This is a genomic window from Streptomyces luteoverticillatus, assembly GCF_003970715.1.
Lineage (GTDB): Bacteria > Actinomycetota > Actinomycetes > Streptomycetales > Streptomycetaceae > Streptomyces > Streptomyces abikoensis.
Window position 1 is genome coordinate 6,532,045 of the sequence record NZ_CP034587.1, and the last position, 19,370, is coordinate 6,551,414.

A 19,370-nucleotide genomic window follows, 5' to 3' on the forward strand; every position below is an offset into this window, starting at 1 on the left:
AATCGCGAGACCGTCAGCCGTCGCCGTTGCCCGAGCCGTTGCCCGAGATGATCGGGATCTCGTCGACCAGGTGCGACAGCGGGTCGTCGCCGTCGTTGATCGTGGAGTTGTCCGTGCACTGCTGCTGTTGCTGCGACGTGAGGATCGGCACGTCCTGGACGCCGATGTTGAGCAGCCCGATGACGGACTGGATGCCGACCTTCCCGATGCCCAGGCAGAGCTTGTTGAGCGAGCCCTGGATCAGGCTCATCTGCGGGCTTTCCACGCCCCCGGTCGCCGTGTCGCCGTAGGCGGTCTTCGCGCCGTTGGCGTTCGCGACGTCCTGGTCGTTGCCGATGGCCATCGCGGGGGTGGCGACGGCGCCGACCGCCGAGGCGGTCAAGGCCGCCGTGGCGAGAACCTTCTTGAGCACGTCAATGCCTTTCGATCGATCGATGTTTCCCTCCGGGAAGCGAACTGAGTAACTGCAAGTGAATGGGGAAGTTCCGGAGTTTCACTCATTCGCCCCAGCGAGTCATTTACTTTCCGGGGTATCCAACTCCTTTTGGCCCGGGGCTTACCGGGAAGTGCCGGCCGCCCGCGTCACGGCTTCCGGAGTTCGCGCCGTTCCGGCTGGTAGCGTGCCCGGCGCGGCGGGAACTCCGGCCGTCGGCCCGCTCGGACAGCGCCCCCACACGCCCGCGTCCGGGCGGGCTCGCCGGACGCCGGGAGATTCCGCCGGCGCCCAGGAAGGAGGCCCGCGTTGACCGTCGAGTACGTCCGCTACCGCATCGCCGACCCCGTCCGCCGCGGCACCTTCGAGAAGGCGTACGCCGCGGCCGCCGAGCACCTCTACGCCGCGCCCCAGTGCCTGGCGTACGAGCTGTCGCGCGGAGTGGAGGACCCGGAGCGCTACGTCCTGCGGATCGAATGGACCTCGCTGGAGGACCACGAGCACGGCTTCCGGCACGGCCCGCACTTCCCGCCCTTCCGCGACGCGGTCCGGCCCTATACCGGGGACATCGAGGAGACGCGCCACTACGAGCGGACCCTGGTCGTCGACAAGCGCCGCGGCCGACCGGCCCGGGCGTGATCACCCCGGGCGCCCCACCCGGAACGGCCGGCGCCGATTGTTAACGGCATGTGACGCGTGCCACCCCCGTGCGACGGCGTGATCGCCCGCCGGGGCGTATACCCTTCGGAATGTGAACCCGCTCGTCAAACGCCGCCACGTGGACTTCGTCCGTGTCACGAGCATGTCCTGTCGCCGGTCCGGCTGACCTTCACACCTTCGCGACGCCCGCTTCCAGGGCGGCCGCCCCGCGGTCTTTCCCCGCGCTCTTGGCTTTCTTCGCTTTTCTCTTATTCCTAGCCGCTCCCCGGTCCCGTCGCCGCCGCACACCCTGCGCCGGTCGCACGGGTCGTCCGGCCATCCCCGGACGCTTAACCGGGCCCTCATGCTGTGGACATTTCATGAACAAGCTTCCGGTCATCGACCTCTCCGCCGCCTCCGCGGGCCCCGACGAGCGCGCCCGCCTCCACGAGGCCCTCCACGCCGCCGCCCGCGACGTCGGCTTCTTCCACCTGACCGGCCACGGCGTCACCGCCGACGAGACCGCCGACCTGATGCGCACGATGCGCGCCTTCTTCGCCCTCCCCGAGGCCGACCGGCTCGCCATCGGCAACCTCAACTCCCCCCACTTCCGCGGCTACACCCGCATCGGGGACGAGCGCACCGGCGGCAGCCAGGACTGGCGCGACCAGCTGGACATCGGCGCCGAGCGCCCCGCCCGCGTCCCCGGCCCGGAGGACCCCGGCTACTGGTGGCTGGAGGGCCCCAACCAGTGGCCCGCCGCCCTGCCGGAGCTGCGCACCGCCGCCCTGCGCTGGGTCGAGCGGCTGAGCTCGGTCGCCGAGCGGCTGCTGCACGAACTGCTGGCCGCCATCGGCGCCCCCGAGGACTTCTACGACCAGGCCTTCGCCGACCGCCCCCACCTCCACCTCAAGCTCGTCCGCTACCCCGGCAGCGCCCCCGACGGCGCCGGCCAGGGCGTGGGCGCCCACAAGGACTACGGCTTCCTGACCCTGCTCCTCCAGGACGAGGTCGGCGGACTCCAGGTCGAGGGTCCCGACGGGGAGTTCATCGACGTGCCGCCGATGCCGGGCGCATTCGTGATCAACCTCGGCGAGCTGCTCGAGGTCGCCACCGACGGCTACCTCAAGGCCACCAACCACCGCGTGGTCAGCCCGCCCGGGAACCGGGAGCGCTTCTCCGTCCCGTTCTTCTACAACCCGCGGCTGGACGCCCGCATCGAGCCCGTGCCCTTCCCGCACGCGGACCGGGCGCCCGGCGTCACCCAGGACGTGACCAACCCGCTCTTCGCCGAGTACGGCCGCAACGAGATCAAGGGCTGGCTGCGCGCCCACCCGGGCGTGGCCCGCAAGCACCACCCCGGCCTGCTGGAGGACGCCGGGACCCCCGCCGCCTGATACCCGGAGGAACCCTCCCCCGAAGATCGCTTCAAGGATTACCCTCTCCCTGACCAAGGATTGATCAAGTCGGGACGGGGAATCTCCTTCGCACCGGGCGCGACGCGCCACGGGGGAGCCACGGGGGTGGGGATGAGCACGGTGCTGGGCACCGGCGTCGGCTGGCGGCCGGAGATCGCCGGGGACATCGAACGGCTGCCGGGGATCGACTGGGTGGAGGTCGTGGCGGAGAACGTCTGCCCCGACCACCTCCCCGCCCCGCTCCAGCGGCTGCGCGCCCGGGGGACGACCGTCGTCCCGCACGGCGTCTCCCTGGGCCTGGGCGGCGCCGACCGGCCCGACCTGACCCGGCTCGTCGCGCTCGCCGAGCTGGCCGAGGCCCTCGACGCCCCGCTCGTCAGCGAGCACATCGCCTTCGTCCGCGCCGGAGGCACCGCGGCCGCCCCGGCCGGAGCCCCCCGGATCGAGGCCGGGCACCTGCTGCCCGTGCCCCGCACCCGGGACGCCCTCGACGTGCTCTGCGAGAACGTCCGCATCGCCCAGTCGGTGCTGCCCGTACCGCTCGCGCTCGAGAACATCGCGGCCCTTTTTGCCTGGCCCGGTGAGGAGCTCAGTGAGGGACGGTTCCTCGCCGAGCTGGTCGAGCGCACCGGCGTACGGCTCCTCGTCGACGTCGCCAACCTCCACACCAACCACGTCAACCGCGGCGAGGACCCGGCCACCGCCCTCGACGAACTCCCCCTCGACGCCCTCGCCTACGTCCACGTCGCGGGCGGCGTCGAACGCGACGGACTGTGGCACGACAGCCACGCCCACCCCGTCACCCGGCCCGTGCTGGACGTCCTCGCCGAGCTCTGCGACCGCGTCACCCCGCCCGGCATCCTGCTGGAGCGCGACGACGACTTCCCCGAGGCCGGCGAGCTGGCCGCCGAGCTCGACGCGATACGGGCCGTCGCCGAAGGGGCCCGCTGCCATGGCTGACCCGATCACTCGTGCCATGGCACCCGGCGAGCGGCACCCCGCCCCGGACACCGACGCCGCCCGGCGCCGGCTCGCCGAGGCCCAGCTCGCTCTCCTCTCCGCGCTCGTCGCGGACGCCCCGCCCCCGCCCGGCTTCGACCCGGCACGCCTGGACGTCCAGCGCCGCGCGCTGCTCGCCAAGCGCCTCGGCGTCGTCCGCAAGATCGCCCCCGAACCGGCGGAGATCCTCGGCGACGACTTCCGCGACCTCTTCCTCGGCTACGCCCGGGGCCGCCCCATGACCGACGGCTACCGCCGGGACGCCCTGGACTTCGCCCGCCACCTGCTGCGCACGGGCGCCGTGACCGACCCGGACCGGGTCCGCCGGCTCACCGCGTGGCTGGCCGAACGGACCGGCCCCGCCGCACCGGCCCCGGGGCGCCCGCGCCGCCGGGTGGCCGCCGTCCTGCGCCGGCTGCGTTTCGCGCGCTGACCGAAAGGCAACCGATCCCATGCTCTATGCCCTTCTGGTGACGCTGTGCTGCGCGGCGCTGATCGCCGTGCCCTCCGTCCTGCTGTGGCGCGTCCGCCGGCAGGCCCGCGGCCGGAGCGTCCCGCCCGGCACCGAGGACATCCCGGACCTCCTCGGCGTGGCCTTTCTCCTCGGCGATGCCGAACGCGTCGTCGACACCGTCATCACCGCCATGCACGCCGACGGGCGCGTCACCGTGCGCGACGGCAGGGTGGCCGTGGGGGACGCCACCGCGCACAACGCCGTGGAACGCGCGCTGCTCAAGCACTGCGGCGCGGGCTGGGGCGACTCCCTGCGGACCGTGGTCCAGGAGTTGCGCCGCGATCCCCTCGTCCACGCGGTCGGCCGGTCCCTGGAGAAGCTGGACATGCTGTTGCCCCGGGGCTTGCAGGCCCACTGGGAGCGCGTGGCGCGCGCGCAGACGGCGGGGCTGGTCGTCGGGGCCGTCGCCGGTGTCGTCCTGCTTTTCCTGGCCGCCTTCCGGCCCATGGGCGTCGTCCTGCTGGCGCTCGCCCTGGCCGGGGTCCTGGCCCGGGTGGCGTACGGCCCCCACAAGTCGTGCGACCCCTACACCGACTTCGGCAGGAACGTCGTCCGGTTGATCAACACCGATGCCTCCTGGAGCCGGAAGTCCGTCGGGGAACACCCCCACGGGGCGGCGGGCGTCGTCGCCGTGCACGGCCGCGTGCCGGACAAGAAGCTCAGGGCCCAGTTGATAGAGGCGTCCAGGACCCGGACGAGCCACCGGGCCGGTGCCACGAGCCGGACCGGCCGCTCCCGTCGCTCCTCGGCCACGACCTCGTCGTCCTCCTCCTCGACGTCCTCGGCTTCCTGCGGCGGAGCCGTCCTCGACACCGGCGGCGGCAGCGACACGAGCGGTTCCGGCCACTCCGGGCACTCGGGCGGGCACAGCTGTTCGAGCGGCCACAGCTGCTCCTCCGGCTCCAGCTGCGGCGGTGGCGGCTGCTCCTGACCGGCCCGGGCCCCGGCAACGGCGCTGACCTGCGCATAGATCACTTGTTAATCACGCGTAGACGACTCCGGGGCTACCGTCCGTTCCCATGAACGGAGACGGGGCGAACATGACCGGAACGGACATTGGCGGACTGCGGTTCGCCGTGCTGGGCCGGATGCGCGCGTGGCGCGGCGACGAGGCGCTGGAGCTCGGCTCCCCGCAGCAACGCACGTTCCTCGCGGAGCTGCTGCTGCGCGAGGGACGGGCGGCCTCGGCCGCCGAGATCGTCGACGCCCTGTGGGGCGCGGAACCGCCACCGCGCGCCGTGGGCACTGTCCGCACCTACGCCTCCCGGCTCCGCAAGCTGCTGGAGCCGGAGCGCGCCCCGGGCACGCCGTCACGCGTCCTGGTGTCCGTCTCCGGCGGCTACGTCCTGCGGGTGCCCCGGGAGGCGCTGGACGCGGCCCGCTTCCAGGATCAGGTCGCCGCGGCCGCCCGCGCCCGGGCCGCCGGGCGGCCCCGCGAGGCCCGGGAACTGCTGCGCTCCGCCCTCGCCCTGTGGAGCGACGAGCCGCTGCTCGGCCTCCCCGGGCCCCGCGTCCCCGCGCGCCGGGCGCACCTCTGCGACCAGCGGCTGATGGCGTTCGAGGCACGCCTCGAACTCGACCTGGAGCTCGGCGACCCCGACGCCGCCCTCCGCGAGCTGGCGGACCTGGCCGCCCGGCATCCGCTGCACGAGCGGCTGAGCGCGCTCCACATCCTGGCCCTCCACCAGGGCGGCAGGCGCGCCGACGCGCTCGCCGTGTACGAGGAGACGCGCCGCGTCCTCGCCGAACACATGGGCCTCGAACCCGGCCGGGAGCTCACCGAGGCCCGCCGCCGGCTGCTGACCGCCGACACCGACGCCGGCGCCACTCCGGACGGCCCGCACGAGCCCGTCCGCCCCGCCCGGTTGCCCGGCGGCCTCGCCGACTTCACCGGGCGGGCCGCCGCCGTCGAGGAGGTGTGCGCGGCGCTGATCACGGGAGAGGCGACCGTCGTGGTCTCCGGCCCGAGCGGCGTGGGCAAGAGCGTCCTCGCCGTGCACGCCGCCCACCGGGTGCGCGAGCACTTCCCCGACGGCCGGCTCTACGCGGACCTGCGCGAGCCCGACGGCCGGCCCGCCCCGACCGCCGCCGTGCTCGGCACGTTCCTGCACGCCCTCGGCGTCGCCGCGGCCGACGTGCCCGACGGCGAGGCCGAGCGCGCCGCGCTGCTGCGCCGTCTGCTGGCCGGCCGCCGGGTGCTGATGGTCCTGGACAACGCGGAGGACACCGGCCGGGCACGGCCGTTCCTGCCCGCCCCGCCGGGCTGCGCCGTCCTGCTCACCAGCCGGGCCAAGCCCGCCGGGCTGCCGCACGCCCGGCTGACCGACCTCGGCGCTTTGACGCCGGAGGAGGCTCACGCCCTGCTGGCCCGCGTCGCCGGCGAGGACCGCGTGGCCGCCGAGCCAGGGGCCGCCGCCGAGCTGGTCGAGGCCTGCGGGCGGCTGCCGGTCGCGGTCCGGATCGCGGCGGACCGGCTCGCGGCCCGTCCGTCCTGGACGCTCGGTGCCTTCGTGGAGCGGCTGGCCGACGACGGCCGGTGCCTCGCCGAGCTGAGGACCGCCGGGATGTCCGCCGAGGAGGCGCTCGCCCCGGCCTACGACCGGCTCGACGCCCACCGGCGCCGGGCGCTGGCCCTGCTGGCCCTCGCCGAGGGGCCCGGCTTCTCCTCGCACACGGCCGCCGCGCTCCTCGGCGTCCCGGAGGACGAGGCCGAGCCGCTGTGCGAATCCCTGGTGGACGCCAGCCTCCTGGAGTCCCCGGCCCCCGGCCGCTACCGCTTCCCCTGCCTGTTCCGGCTGCTCGTCCGGGAGCGCGCCGGGACGGCGCTGCCCCCGGCGGAGCGGGCGGCCGCCCTGCGGCGGCTCCTGGAGTCCGCCGCCGCCAGGGCCCGCGCGGCCACGGGCCCCGGGGCCGCCGGCGACCGGCTCCTCGCCGAGGCCCCCGAGCTCCTCGCGGCGGCGGAGGCCGCGGCGGACACCGGCACCGACGACGTCGCCCTCGCCGTCGACCTGCTGTGCGCGCTGGCCGGCCTCCTCGCGTACGGCGCGTACGAGCGGGAGCTGGAACGGGTGGCGCCGGCGCTGGCCCGGACCGCGCTCCGGCTCGCCGACGACCGGTCCGCCGGGCGCGCGTACGCCGTCCTGGCCCGGGTCCACGCGAGCGCCGGCCGGTTCGAGGAGCTCGCCGCCGCCTGCCGGGAGGCGCTCACCCTGAGCAGAGCGGAGGCGGACGCGCCGACCGCGGCGGACTGCCTGGTGCTGCTGGCGCGCTACGCCGTCCACACCGGCTGCCCGGGGGAGGCGTACGAGGCGCTGGCCGAGGCACGGGCCGCCTACCGGGCGTGCGGCGACCGGGCCGGCGAGGCGGACGTGGCGGGCGCCCTGGCCGAGGCCCACCTCGCCCTCGGCCGGACCGACCGCGCCCTGGCGGCGGCCGAGCTGTGCCTGGCCGTCCACCGCCGGCGCGGCACCGGCCACCCGGTGGCGGCCGGCCTGTACCGCCTGGGCCGGGTCCTGGCGCGCGCCGGCCGGGCCGAGGAGGCCGCCGGGCGCTACGCAGAGGCCCTGGACCTCTTCCGGGTCCAGGGCAACCGGCTGTGGGAGGGCCACACCCTGCTCCGGCTGGCGGAGATACGGCCGGACACCGGGCGCGACGCGGGCGTCGATCTCCTGAACGCCTGAAGGGCGGGCGGGGGAACGGCGGTTACCGGACAGTCGTGGCCTTCACCGTCCGTTATGCGCACGCGCTGCGCACAGGGCCCCGTCGCGGGCGAACGTGAGCGTGACCTCTGACGCTCGCCCGGTGGACCGTCGGCGGAGCCGGATCGGGTGGGCGTTCGTGGGTGGTCGTGTGCGACCGGATGTCTTCTTGTGCGTCCGCTTGTCCGGACGGGACACTCGTCCGGCAACTCTTGGCATGCACGCGACGTGCGGTCGCTGCTGTGCCGTACGAATCCTCCGGGCCCGGACGCGCGGTGCGCGCGACGGGCACACCCCCACTCGCAGGAGGTCGACGAGTTGAACCACTCACGCATACCCGGGCGCCGGGCCGCCCTGGCCGTCGCCGGAGCCGTGGTCCTGACCACGGCCTCGCTCACCCTCCAGAGCGCCCAGGCGGCTCCCGTCCCCCACTCCGCCGCCGAACTGGCCTCCGCCAGAGCGGAGCTGAACGCCCACGCCGCCGTTCCCGGCACCGCCTGGGCGGTCGACCCCAGGATCGGCAAGCTCGTCGTGACCGTCGACAGCACCGTCAAGGGCGCCCGCCTGGACCAGGTGCGCAAGGCCGTCGCCGACCTCGGCGACAAGGCGACGATCAAACGGACGGCGGGCATCCTGCGCCCGTTCGTCGCCGGCGGCGACGCCATCTGGGGCAGCGGAGTGCGCTGCTCGCTGGGGTTCAACGTCACCAAGGACGGCCAGCCGTACTTCCTCACCGCCGGGCACTGCGGCAAGGCGTCGGGCGACTGGTCCGACTCGCAGCTCGGCGGGGTGATCGGCTCCACCGAGGCCGCCGAGTTCCCCGGCCACGACTACGCCCTCGTGCGCTACACCGGCAGCGCCGACCACCCCAGCTCCGTGGACCTCTACGACGGCGGCCAGCAGAGCATCGCCAAGGCCGGCGAGGCGCGCGTCGGCGAGAACGTCCGGCGCAGCGGCAGCACCACCCAGGTCCACGACGGCCAGGTCACGGCCCTCAACGTCACCGTCAACTACCAGGAGGGCCAGGTCGACGGCCTGATCGGCACCAACGTCTGCGCCGAGCCCGGCGACAGCGGCGGCGCGCTCTTCGACGGCGACACCGCGCTCGGCCTCACCTCCGGCGGCAGCGGCGACTGCTCGTCCGGCGGCGAGACGTTCTTCCAGCCCGTGCCCGCCGCCCTCCAGGCGACAGGAGCCCAACTGCCCTGAACCCTGACCGGAACGCGACCCGGCGCGCCGACTAAGCGCCGGGTCGCGTCACGGAAGCCGAATGCTCCGCCGGAGCGGCCTCCAGGGTCCAACTGGCCAGCAGCCGCAGCGACTCGGCGGACGGCGAGCCGGGCTCGGCGTGATAGGTCACCAGCACCTGGTCCGGATCGGCGGGCAGGACGAACGTCTCGCACGCCACGGTCAGCTCGCCCACCAGGGGATGCAGCAGCCGCTTCACGCCGTGGCCCTTGTCCCGCACGTTGTGGGCCGCCCAGAGGCGCCGGAACTCCTCGCTCTTGACGGACAGCTCGCCCACCAGGGCCGCCAGCTGGGGGTCGTCCGGATGGCGCCCGGCCTCCAGCCGCAGACAGGCGACGAGGTCGGCCGCCTTGGCCTCCCACTCCACGTACAGCTCGCGCGCGGCGGGGTCGAGGAACAGCTGCCGGATCATGTTGCGCCGCTGCGGCGGCACGGCGGGGAAGTCGCCGAGCAGCGCGCAGGCCAGCCGGTTCCAGGCGATGACGTCCGTCCGCCGCCCCAGCACGTACGCCGGGACGCCCTCCATGGTGTCGAGCAGCTGCTGCAGGGTGGGCCGGACGCGCTGCGGGCGCGCGGCCCGCGAGCGGCTCGGGACGGGCCTGACCAGACGACCGAGGTGATCCCGCTCCGTCTCGCTGAGCCGCAGGGCACCGGCTATCGCCTCCAGCACCGAGGCGGACACGTTCTGCCCGTGCCCCTGCTCGAGCCGCGTGTAGTACGCGACGCTCACCCCGGCCAGCTGCGCCAGCTCCTCACGCCGCAACCCCGGCACCCGCCGCCTGCCCCCGTACGGCGTCAGCCCGACGTCCTCCGGCCGCAGCCGGGCGCGGCGGGAGCGGAGGAACTCGCTGAGCTCGGTGCGCTGATCCATACCCACCAGTATGCGGGGGCGCGCCGGACGGAGGGTGACCCTGCCAGTGGTAGGAACCGCAAGCGTACTTCCAGCCGAGTCCTGGTTACCGGACGAGACGGACCGCAGGATCGAGGCATGACCCACACCACTGTCCACGCATACGCGGCCCCCGCTCCCAAGGCTCCGCTGGAGCGCACCACCGTCACCCGCCGCGCGCTGGGCGAGCACGACATCCTGATCGAGATCAAGTACTCCGGCATCTGCCACTCCGACATCCACACCGTGCGCGGCGAGTGGGGCCACGAGACGTTCCCGATCGTGCCCGGCCACGAGATCGCGGGCGTCGTCGCCGAGGTCGGCGCCGGGGTCACCCGCCACGCGCCCGGCGACCGGGTCGGCGTCGGCTGCTTCGTCGACTCCTGCCGCGAGTGCGACAACTGCCGGGCCGGTCTGGAGCAGTACTGCACCGGCGCGAGCGGCCCGGTCGGCACCTACGCCGCCACCGGCCGCGACGGCGAGTTCACCCAGGGCGGCTACTCCACGCACATCGTCGTCGACGAGAACTACGTCCTGCGCGTACCCGACGGCATCCCTCTGGACGCCGCCGCGCCCCTGCTGTGCGCGGGCATCACCGTCTACTCACCCCTCGCCCACTGGCAGGCCGGCCCCGGGAAGAAGGTCGCCGTCATCGGCCTGGGCGGCCTGGGCCACATGGCGGTGAAGATCGCCCACGCCATGGGCGCCGAGGTGACCGTCCTCAGCCAGTCCCTCCGCAAGAAGGACGACGGCCTGCGCCTGGGCGCCGACCACTACCACGCCACGTCCGACCCGGCCACGTTCGAGGCCCTGGCGGACGGCTTCGACCTGATCCTCAACACCGTCTCGGCCGACCTGGACCTCAACGCCTTCCTGGGCCTGCTGCGCACCGACGGCGTCATGGTCCAGCTCGGCGCCCCCGAGAACCCGCTGCCGGTCGTCTCCGGCTCCCTCTTCCGCCGGCGCCGCACCCTCGCCGGGTCGATGATCGGCGGCATCCGGGAGACCCAGGAGATGCTCGACTTCTGCGCGGAGCACGGCATCGCCGCCGACATCGAGCTGATCGACGCGGACCGGATCAACGAGGCGTACGAAAGGGTCCTGACGAGCGACGTGAGGTACCGCTTCGTGATAGACGCGCAGACGATCTGACGCCGGCACGCGCGGCGGCCCGCCCGGGCCGCCGCGCGAGCGGGCCTCAGCGCCCCCGCTCCAGGACGAGCCGGAACCGGCCGTGCAGCCGCGCGACCCACCGCGGCGCCCACCAATTGAGCCGCCCGGCCACCGTCAAATAGGCCGGCACGAGAACCCCCCGCACCAGCACCGCGTCGACGAGCACCGCTGTGGCCAGCCCCGTCCCCAGCAGCTTGAGCTGCGTCACCCCGGAGGTGACGAGCGCCCCCGTGACCACGGCCACCGCCAGCGCGCCCGTCGTCACCAGCCGCCCGGTCCGCGCGACGCCCTCCACCACCGCTCCCCGGTTGTCGCCGGTCAGCAGATAGTGCTCCCTGACCCGGGAGAGCAGGAAGATCTCGTAGTCGATCGCCAGCCCGAACGCGATGGCGAACAGCAGCAGCGGCATCGTCATGTCCACCGTCCCGGTGGCCGTGAAGTCGCCCACCACGCGCCGCAGATGGCCGTCCTGGAAGCCGAACACCATCGCCCCGAAGCTCGTGCCCAGGCTCAGCGCGCCGATGAGCAGCGCCTTCAGGGGGAGCACCACGCTGCCGGTGAGCACGAACAGCATCAGCCACGTCGTGACCGCCGCGATGCCCGCCGCCAGCGGCAGCCGGGCCCGCACCGCGTCCTTGGTGTCGGCGAGCAGCGCCGCCCGCCCGGTGACCAGGTGTTCGCCCGGCGGGCCCGGCAGGGCGCGCAGCGTCCGCACCAGGTCCTGTGCGCCCCGCGCGTACGGCTCCCGCGCCCCGGCCACCAGCAGCACCGCGCCCTTGCCGGACCCCGCGCCCGCCCCCGACCGGGCCCAGCCCACCGAGCGCACCGACCGCTGGTCCGACACGTCGCGCTCGTACGCCCGCAGCGCCGCCGCGTCCCGCACCGGGTCCACGTCCGGCAGCACGATCGCGAGCGTGCGGTCGGCGGGGGAGGCGAAGCCCGCGCGGATCGCGTCGGCGGTGCGGTGCGCCTCCGCACCGACCGGCAGCATCCGGTCGTCCGACAACCCGAAACGCACATGGGCGAAGGGCGAGGCCATCAGCAGCAGAACCGCCGCGCACACCCCGCCGAACCACAGCGGCCGCCCGGTCACCGTCCGCGCGACGCGCCGCCAGAACGGGCTGTCCGGGCGCGGCGGCCCCGCCGCCCGGCCCCGGCGCAGCGGGCGCGACGGGTCCCAGCGGTCGATCCGGCGGCCGAGGAGGGCGAGCACGGGCGGTACGAGCAGCGTGGCCGCGGCCGCCGAGAACAGCGCGACGGCCATGCCCGCGCAGGCCATCGACCGCAGGAAGGGCAGCGGCAGCACCAGCAGGGCCGACATCGACAGCGCCACCGCGCAGGCGGACACCAGGACCGTACGCCCCGCGCGGCGCGCCGTGCGTCGCACGGCGGCCTCGACAGGCCGGCCGGCGCGCAGCTCCTCCCGGTAGCGGGTGACGAGGAACAGGCCGTAGTCCACGGCCAGCCCGAAGCCCAGCGCGCTGGTGAGGTTCATCGCGAAGACCGACACCGGCATGGCGTAGGTGAGCAGCCGCAGCACCGCCATCGTGCCGACGACCGAGACCACGCCGATCAGGAGCGGCACCAGCGCGGCCACCAGCGACCGCAGCGCGATCACGAGCAGCAGCAGCGTCAGCGGGGCCGCCACCAGCTCGGCCCGTACCAGATCCGGCTTGCTGTACCGCTTCGCCTCCACACTCACCCACGCGGACCCGGTCGCGGAGACGGTCAGCGCCCCGTGAGTGCCGGTCAGGCCGGGCACGAGCGCCTCGGCGGTGCGGGTCGCGTCCCGGTCGCCGCCCGCCAGATCGGCGGTGACCAGCGCCGCCGAGCCGTCCTCGGCCCGTAGCCCCGCGTCCTCGCCCGCCCAGTACGACCGGACGCTCGCCACCCCGGCTGACTCGGCGAGCCGCCGGGTCAGCCGCAGTCCCTCCTCCCGCGCCCGCTCGTCGTCCACGCCGCCCTCGGCGCGGACGAGCAGGACGAGGTCGGGCGTGCCGGCGCCGAAGCGGTCGGCCAGTATCCGGTCGGCGCGCGCCGACTCCGTACCGGAGGCGAAGTAGCCGCCGTTGGCCAGCCGCCCGGAGGCGCCCGCGCCCACCGCCGCCAGCAGCAGCGTGAGCACGGCGGCCGCCGCGGGAACCAGCCACGGGCGCACCCGGCGCGGCCGGTCCGTCGCGGGGCCGCGCGTGTGCGGAGGGGCCCCGGCGCCGAGGGGGCCCGGCGTCAGGGCCGCGGTGTCGAGGTCTCCCGGGGGCGTCACGTGGACCGGAAGAACAGGACGGCGTTCTGGCCGCCGTGGCCGAACGCGTTGCTGATCGCGCCGGCCATACGGTGCCGCCGGGGCACCTTCGTCACCACGTCCAGGTCGATCCCGTCGTCGAGGCGGTCGAGATTGGCGGTGGGCGGGACGAGCTGCCGCTCCAGGGCCAGGACCGTACAGGCGGCGTTGATCGCCCCGGCGGCGCCGAGCGAGTGACCGATCACTCCCTTGAGCGAGGTCACCGGTGGCGGAGCGCCGAACACCGCGCACAGCAGGGTCGCCTCCACCTGGTCGGTGACCGGCGCGGCGGTGCCGTGCGCGATGACGTGGTGGACCTCGTCGACGCCGGCGCGGGCGTCCGCGAGCGCGGCCTCGAGGGCCCGCCGGGCGCCGGCGCCGTCGGGGGCGGGGTAGGTGGGGTGACGACCGTCGCTGGAGGCGCCGTAGCCGGACAGCACACCACGTGTGCGGGCACCCCGGGCACGGGCGTCCCGCGGCCGCTCGAGGACGAGCACGGCCGCCCCCTCGCCCAGCACGAAACCGTCGCGCTCGGCGTCGAACGGCCGGGACGCTCCGGCCGGGTCGTGGCGGCGCCCCGAGAGTGCCCGCATCCGGTGGAAGGCGGCCGAGGCCATGGGGAGCCGGGCGCACTCGGCGCCCCCTGCGATCGCGATGTCGCAGGCGCCGGAGCGCAGCAGGTCGCGGGCGGTACCGATCGCCGTCGCCCCCGAGGCGCAGGCGGTGGACGTGGTCAGGCACGGCCCCAGCGCCCGGAGGTCCGTGGAGATCTCGCCCGCGGCCATGTTGGGCAGCGAGCGCAGCAGGGCGGTGGGGGAGATGGCCTCGATCCGGCCCTCGGCCAGATTCCCGTACTCCCGGCCCCAGCAATCGGCGCTGTTGCCCCCCACGCCCATGACGACAGCCACCCGGGCGCCGTCCCAGGTCGCCGGGTCCAGCGCGGCGTCGGCCACAGCCTCGCGCGCGGCGACCAGCGCCAGGTGGATGAAGCGGTCGTTGCGCCAGGCGACCTGCCGGCCCACCAGCGCCCCGCCGTCGAAGCCCGGCACCCGGCAGGAGAAGTCCACCGGCAGCCCGGCCAGTTCGTCGTCGTGGGCGCCGAGGCCCACGCCCGCGCACAGCCCGTCCCAGGTCGCCTCGCGGCCGATGCCGGCCGGGGTCACCATGCCGATGCCGGTGACCGCGACCTCCCGCTCGCTCACCGTCCCGGCCGGACCGGCGCGGCGGCCGGGGCCGGCGGCTCCACCCTGGCGACGGAGCCGATGCCGAGCTCCTCGAAGGTCGCGTCCGGGGCGATCCGCTCCCCGGGAACGCCGAAGTGGTCGGTGAGCAGACGGGTCATCAGGTCGTACGCGGTTTCCATCGATCGTTCTCCTCGATCGGGACCGGACATCGGGACCGGACTCCGGACACCGGGCAGCAGACATACCGTTCGTCTGATGCCATAGGACTCTTTTCCGGTTGATTGGTGCGCAGCAGCGTCCCACCGGCGACGGGCCCGGCCACCGGCGACACGCACGCGGCCCACGGGCGAGTCACCCGTCCTGCCGACCGTTCCGAGGCTGTCCCGAGGCCGTCCCGCCGACCGTCCCGCCGACCGGGCGGGCGGCGCGGGGGCGGCTCCCCGGCGGCCCGGAAAACCCGGGGCGCCACGCCCCCGCGCGATGGCATGCTGGGCTGCGTGAACGGTCCCGTGATCTTTGTCAGCGTCGCCCCTGAACTGCGGCTTTTCGTGTCCCCCGAGCGCCGGGTGGCGGCCGCGCCGGTGGTCACCGACGGCGTCTCCACCCTGGGGCACGTCGTGGAGTCCCTCGGCGTCCCGCTCACCGAGGCGGGCCCGCTGCTCGTCGACGGGCGCCCGGTGCCGGTCTCGCACGTGCCGGCCGAGGGGGAGCGCGTGGAGATCGAGGCGGTGGCCCGGCCGCAGGAGGTGCCGGGGGCGCCGCTGCGCTTCCTGCTGGACGTCCACCTGGGCACGCTCGCCCGCCGGCTGCGGCTGCTGGGCGTCGACGCGGCGTACGAGAGCGAGGACATCGGCGACCCCGCCCTGGCCGCGCTCTCCGCCGCCGAACGCCGGGTGCTGCTCTCCCGGGACCGGGGGCTGCTGCGCCGCCGGGAGATCTGGGCCGGCGCGTACGTCTACAGCGACCGGCCGGAGGAGCAGTTGAGGGACGTCCTGGGTCGGTTCGCGCCCGAGCTCGCCCCCTGGACGCGGTGCACCGCCTGCAACGGCCCGCTCCAGGACGCCGACAAGGACTCCGTCCGCGAGCACCTGGAGCACGGCACGCGCCACACCTACGACGTCTTCGCGCAGTGCCTGGCCTGCGGCCGGGTCTACTGGCGGGGCGCGCACCACGCGCGGCTGGAGGCGATCGTCGACGGCGCGATGCGCGAGTTCGGGGCCGCGGCGGCCTGACGGGCTTCCGGGCCTGACGGGGCCGCTGCGTCCGGTGTCGCAATCGGGCCGCCTGGTGCACGCTGGAGGGGTAGCGCAGAAGGGGCGGGCCAGAGGAGGACGCCATGACGCAGATCGCTGGCTGGCACGTCGAGGTCGAATTCGACGAGATCGAGAAGAAGACCCGGGCGGCCGCTCTGCTCAGACTCCAGGACGGCACCGAGCTGCGGGCCAAGGGCAAGGCCGTCAGGCACCCCGACGACCCCGAGCAGCAGCGGGTCGGCGAGGAGGTCGCGGCGGCGCGGGCACTGAACAAGCTGTCGCGGGAGCTGCTCGACAAGGCCGGGCACGACATCGAGGAGGCCACTCACATCCCGGCGCATCCGGCGATGTGAAGCGGGTCCCGGGGCGGGCCTTCAGCCGCGTCCCGGGGGGCCCGAGGCGAGCCCCCGAGGCCCTAGGCGAGCCCCCGAGGTGGGCCTCGGGGTGAATCCGGGGCGCCGTCCCCGTGCCGCACGAGGGGAAAAGTGGGGCAAAGGGTAGCTTTTCGGCGTGCCCAAGGGATTCAAGAACTTCGTCATGCGCGGTGACATCGTCACCGTGGCCGTCGGCCTGATCATCGCGCTGGCGCTCTCCACGCTGATCAAGGCGTTCACCGACTTCGTGATCAACCCGGTCATCGCCCGGCTCCAGGGCGGGCACGGCCTCGGGCTGGGCTGGCAGCTCGGCCGCGCGGGCAACCGGGCCACCTACCTGGACATCGGGTCCTTCATCTCGGCCGTGATCTACTTCATCGTCTTCATGGCCGTCGTCTACTTCTTCATCGTCGTGCCCTACAAGCACGTCCAGGCGCGGCGCGGGGTCGTCGTCTTCGAGGAGCCCGGGCAGCTGAAGACCTGCCCGGCGTGCCTCTCGGAGGACCTTCCGGCGGCGGCCGCGAAGTGCCGGCACTGCGGCACGGACCAGCCGTCGGGCACGGCACGCCCGGCCTGACGGGCGGGGCCGGCCGCCCCGCCTCGCCGGGCGGCCGGGCCGGGCTGCCGGACCGTCGGGCCGCCGGGCCCTTCGTCCGTGGTCGTATCAACTTTCGTCGCACGCGCGAGCGACCTTCGGTGCCTGTGCCGGGGTGGGGGAAGTGCCTAGAGTGCGGGGGTGAACGCGACATCGTGGGCCCGTGAACTGTCGGGGCGGCTGACCGATCCGGGGCTGTGGAGCCGGCGCAGGCTGGTGGGGGAGTGCCTGCTCGCCGCCGCCTTCGCGCTGCTCGCGGGGGTGGCCGAGGGCGGCCACGGCTGGCCGCGGATGGCCGCCGTCGCCGTGGTGGCCGCGGTGCTGTCGCTGACGCGCCGGGCCCTGCCGATCACCGCGCTGCTCGCGACGTCGGCCCTGTCCGGGGGCACCGAGGGCGGCGCGAGCCTGCTGCTGATGGCCGTGGGCTGGTCCGCCGGGCACCGGATCGCGGGAGTGCTGCGGGCGTCGACGGCCTTCGGCGCCGCCTTCGCGCTCTATCTGACCCTGAGCCTGTGGCAGGCGGAGCTCTCGCCCGCCGGGACGGTCACGCTCGCCACGGTCTTCTTCGTGGTGACCGCGGTCTTCCCCGGCCTCGCGGGGCGCTACTGGACGCAGCGGCGCACCCTGCTGGACACCCTGCGGCTGCGCAACGCCCAGCTGCTGCGCGAGCGCGAGATGATCGCCGGGCAGGCGCGGATGCGCGAGCGGCAGCGCATCGCCCAGGACATGCACGACAGCCTGGGCCACCAGCTCGCGCTCATCGCGGTGCAGACCGGCGCGCTGGAGGTGGACCGGGAGCTGACCGGCCGTCAGCGCGAGGCGGTCGGCGTGCTGCGCGAGGCGTCGGTGGCCGCCATGCGGGAGCTGCGCGAGGTCGTGGGCATCCTCAAGGACGGCGTCCCGGAGGACGAGCGGCCCGGCTCCCGGGTGGTGGCGGGCATAGAGGGCCTGGTCGAGTCCGCCGTGTCGGCGGGCATGAAGGTGACCCTGGAGCGCTCGGGCGAGCCCCGGCCGCTGGCGCCCGCCACCGATCACGCCGGGTACCGCGTCGTCCAGGAGGGCCTGACCAACGCCGCCAAGCACGCCCCGGGCGCCGCCATCACCGTGGGCGTGCGCCACGAGCCGGACGCGCTGGTGGTGGAGGTGGCCAACGGCCCGGCGGCGCCGACCGCGGCGGCGGAGCCCCGGGCGGACACGGTCAGCGGGGGAGAGGGGCTGACGGGGCTGCGGGAACGGGCCCGGCTGGTCGGCGGCATGGTCTTCACCGGCCCCGGGGCGGCCGGCGCGGGCTTCCGCCTCGCGGCCGTCCTCCCCTATGACGCGGCCGAGGCGCGGGAGTCCCGAGGGAGCGCCACCGGCGCGACCTTCGTCGACCCGGCGGAAGACTTCCGGCGGCAGCCCCGGGCGGGGGCCCCGGGTGAGGGTGGAGCGGTCATCGACCGGCTCGACCCTCGCGAGGAGTTCAAGGACATCATGGGTACGAAGAAGAGCAACGGCTGCCTGCTCGGCTGCGGAATCGCGCTGCTGCTCCTGGTGGCCCTGGTGGTGGCGGCCGTCTTCACCATGGGCAAGGTCATCGACCAGGTCGACAAGGGCATGATCGACCCGAGCACCTACGCGTCCGTCAAGGTCGGCGACTCCGAGCGGGACGTCCGGGAGAAGCTGCCGTCCGGCAAGTCCTTCCTCACCTCCGACGCCAAGGACAAGATACCGGCCGCCCCCGCCGGGACCAGCTGCCTGACGCTGCTGTCCACGGACGACTCCCGGGGGCTGTCCGTCGACACGGTTTACCGCTTCTGCTTCAAGGACGGCAGACTGTCCGACAAGCGCGAGTTCCACGTCAAGAGCTAGCGAACAGCACACCATCCCAGGAGAAGACACCGGTGATCCGCGTCCTCATCGCCGATGACGAGCCGCTCATCCGGGCCGGCATCAGGATGATCCTCACGTCCGCCGACGACATCGAGGTCGTGGCGGAGGCGGTGAACGGACGGGAGGCCGTCGAGCTGGCCCGGCGGCACCGGGTGGACGTCGCGCTGCTCGACATCCAGATGCCGGTCCTCGACGGCCTGACGGCCCTCGGTGAACTGGGCCGGCACGCCCCCGGGGTCCGGGTGCTGATCCTCACCACCTTCGGCGAGCCCGACAACGTCCTGCGGGCGCTGCGCCAGGGCGGGGCCGGCTTCCTGCTGAAGGACTCCGCGCCGGGCGAGCTGATCGGGGCCGTCCGGGCGGCGGCGACGGGCGCCGCCTATCTCTCCCCGGCCGCCACCCGGCACGTGGTGGACTCGCTGGCCGCCGGCCCCGTCGCCACCCGGGGCGAGGAGGCGCGGCGACGGGTGGCGGAGCTCGGCGAACGGGAGCGCGAGGTACTGGCCCTGCTCGGCGAGGGCCTGTCCAACGCCGACGCCGGGCGCAGGATCCATATGAGCGAGGCCACCGTGAAGACGTACGTCAGCCGGATCCTCGCCAAACTGGGCTGTGAGAACCGGGTGCAGGCCGCCCTACTGGCCCGGGACGCGGGCCTGGGGGCGTAGGGCCGTCCACGCCATAAGAAGTTCGGTAAGAACGGCTTTCAACAAAAGAAACAGAGGTTTCGCGCCACCTTCACCTGACATGTGGTGAGCAGAGGGCGGATTCTGCGATATCTTCTACGACGTTCCCTCGTGACC

Annotated in this window: 16 protein-coding genes and 1 pseudogene; 12 read left to right on the plus strand and 5 right to left on the minus strand. The window is 74.4% G+C overall.

The window, feature by feature from the left end:
* Positions 1-13 precede the first annotated feature (13 nt).
* The gene (locus tag EKH77_RS29000) at positions 14-412 is read right to left on the minus strand and encodes a rodlin (protein WP_126917208.1); all 399 of its coding nucleotides are present in this window, start codon (positions 410-412) and stop codon (positions 14-16) included.
* 330 nt (positions 413-742) lie between these two features.
* On the opposite strand from EKH77_RS29000, the gene EKH77_RS29005 reads away from it, so the two are divergent.
* The 6 genes and pseudogenes from EKH77_RS29005 (at position 743) to EKH77_RS29030 (ending at position 8,910) form a co-directional block, all read left to right on the plus strand.
* Positions 743-1,072, plus strand: coding sequence for a putative quinol monooxygenase (locus EKH77_RS29005; RefSeq protein ID WP_126917209.1), 330 nt, complete (start codon positions 743-745; stop codon positions 1,070-1,072).
* Between the two features lie 380 nt (positions 1,073-1,452).
* Positions 1,453-2,469 carry an isopenicillin N synthase family dioxygenase gene (locus tag EKH77_RS29010; protein WP_126917210.1) on the plus strand — a complete coding sequence of 339 codons (1,017 nt, stop codon included), beginning with the start codon at positions 1,453-1,455 and terminating at the stop codon, positions 2,467-2,469.
* 132 nt (positions 2,470-2,601) lie between these two features.
* Positions 2,602-3,922 (plus strand): annotated as a pseudogene (locus EKH77_RS29015) (DUF692 domain-containing protein).
* A gap of 19 nt (positions 3,923-3,941) precedes the next feature.
* Entirely contained in the window at positions 3,942-4,934 is a 993-nt protein-coding gene (locus EKH77_RS29020; RefSeq protein WP_126917211.1) for a TIGR04222 domain-containing membrane protein, read from the plus strand.
* Positions 4,935-5,022: 88 nt separating this feature from the next.
* On the plus strand, positions 5,023-7,683 hold the full coding sequence (locus EKH77_RS29025) for an AfsR/SARP family transcriptional regulator (protein ID WP_126917212.1): 2,661 nt from the start codon (positions 5,023-5,025) through the stop codon (positions 7,681-7,683).
* Between the two features lie 336 nt (positions 7,684-8,019).
* Positions 8,020-8,910, plus strand: a complete 891-nt coding sequence (locus EKH77_RS29030; protein ID WP_126917213.1) for a S1 family peptidase — start codon at positions 8,020-8,022, stop codon at positions 8,908-8,910.
* Positions 8,911-8,941: 31 nt separating this feature from the next.
* Here EKH77_RS29030 and EKH77_RS29035 read toward each other — a convergent pair whose 3' ends face one another.
* Positions 8,942-9,820: a helix-turn-helix domain-containing protein gene (locus EKH77_RS29035; RefSeq protein WP_126917214.1), complete on the minus strand. Its 879-nt coding sequence runs from the start codon at positions 9,818-9,820 to the stop codon at positions 8,942-8,944.
* A gap of 117 nt (positions 9,821-9,937) precedes the next feature.
* On the opposite strand from EKH77_RS29035, the gene EKH77_RS29040 reads away from it, so the two are divergent.
* Positions 9,938-10,990: an NAD(P)-dependent alcohol dehydrogenase gene (locus EKH77_RS29040; protein WP_126917215.1), complete on the plus strand. Its 1,053-nt coding sequence runs from the start codon at positions 9,938-9,940 to the stop codon at positions 10,988-10,990.
* A gap of 46 nt (positions 10,991-11,036) precedes the next feature.
* On the opposite strand, the gene EKH77_RS29045 is transcribed toward EKH77_RS29040, so the two are convergent.
* From EKH77_RS29045 to EKH77_RS34080, 3 genes are read right to left on the minus strand one after another with little or no spacing between them, the layout of a single operon-like run.
* The gene (locus tag EKH77_RS29045) at positions 11,037-13,274 is read right to left on the minus strand and encodes an MMPL family transporter (protein ID WP_126917216.1); all 2,238 of its coding nucleotides are present in this window, start codon (positions 13,272-13,274) and stop codon (positions 11,037-11,039) included.
* Entirely contained in the window at positions 13,271-14,494 is a 1,224-nt protein-coding gene (locus EKH77_RS29050) for a beta-ketoacyl-[acyl-carrier-protein] synthase family protein (RefSeq protein WP_126917217.1), read from the minus strand. Before EKH77_RS29050 ends, EKH77_RS29045 begins: the two co-directional genes overlap by 4 nt.
* Positions 14,491-14,655: a hypothetical protein gene (locus EKH77_RS34080; protein ID WP_164737895.1), complete on the minus strand. Its 165-nt coding sequence runs from the start codon at positions 14,653-14,655 to the stop codon at positions 14,491-14,493. Before EKH77_RS34080 ends, EKH77_RS29050 begins: the two co-directional genes overlap by 4 nt.
* 318 nt (positions 14,656-14,973) lie before the next feature.
* On the opposite strand from EKH77_RS34080, the gene EKH77_RS29055 reads away from it, so the two are divergent.
* The 5 genes from EKH77_RS29055 to EKH77_RS29075 all read left to right on the plus strand — a co-directional run bounded on the left by EKH77_RS29055 (position 14,974) and on the right by EKH77_RS29075 (position 19,235).
* Positions 14,974-15,708 carry a Mut7-C RNAse domain-containing protein gene (locus tag EKH77_RS29055; RefSeq protein ID WP_126917218.1) on the plus strand — a complete coding sequence of 245 codons (735 nt, stop codon included), beginning with the start codon at positions 14,974-14,976 and terminating at the stop codon, positions 15,706-15,708.
* Between the two features lie 104 nt (positions 15,709-15,812).
* Positions 15,813-16,082: a DUF1876 domain-containing protein gene (locus tag EKH77_RS29060; protein ID WP_126917219.1), complete on the plus strand. Its 270-nt coding sequence runs from the start codon at positions 15,813-15,815 to the stop codon at positions 16,080-16,082.
* Between the two features lie 157 nt (positions 16,083-16,239).
* Positions 16,240-16,680, plus strand: coding sequence for an MscL family protein (locus EKH77_RS29065; RefSeq protein ID WP_126917220.1), 441 nt, complete (start codon positions 16,240-16,242; stop codon positions 16,678-16,680).
* A gap of 159 nt (positions 16,681-16,839) precedes the next feature.
* Positions 16,840-18,549 carry a sensor histidine kinase gene (locus EKH77_RS29070; RefSeq protein ID WP_240667588.1) on the plus strand — a complete coding sequence of 570 codons (1,710 nt, stop codon included), beginning with the start codon at positions 16,840-16,842 and terminating at the stop codon, positions 18,547-18,549.
* Between the two features lie 32 nt (positions 18,550-18,581).
* Positions 18,582-19,235, plus strand: a complete 654-nt coding sequence (locus EKH77_RS29075) for a response regulator transcription factor (protein ID WP_126917221.1) — start codon at positions 18,582-18,584, stop codon at positions 19,233-19,235.
* Positions 19,236-19,370 lie beyond the last annotated feature (135 nt).

What these genes read in the sequence shown, in the direction of transcription:
- EKH77_RS29010 (WP_126917210.1), top strand. Translation starts at nt 1,453, where the DNA reads ATGAACAAGCTTCCGGTCATCGACCTCTCCGCCGCCTCCGCGGGCCCC.
- EKH77_RS29020 (WP_126917211.1), top strand. Translation starts at nt 3,942, where the DNA reads ATGCTCTATGCCCTTCTGGTGACGCTGTGCTGCGCGGCGCTGATCGCC.
- EKH77_RS29025 (WP_126917212.1), top strand. Translation starts at nt 5,023, where the DNA reads ATGAACGGAGACGGGGCGAACATGACCGGAACGGACATTGGCGGACTG.
- EKH77_RS29035 (WP_126917214.1), bottom strand. Translation starts at nt 9,820, where the DNA reads ATGGATCAGCGCACCGAGCTCAGCGAGTTCCTCCGCTCCCGCCGCGCC.
- EKH77_RS29040 (WP_126917215.1), top strand. Translation starts at nt 9,938, where the DNA reads ATGACCCACACCACTGTCCACGCATACGCGGCCCCCGCTCCCAAGGCT.
- EKH77_RS34080 (WP_164737895.1), bottom strand. Translation starts at nt 14,655, where the DNA reads ATGGAAACCGCGTACGACCTGATGACCCGTCTGCTCACCGACCACTTC.
- EKH77_RS29060 (WP_126917219.1), top strand. Translation starts at nt 15,813, where the DNA reads ATGACGCAGATCGCTGGCTGGCACGTCGAGGTCGAATTCGACGAGATC.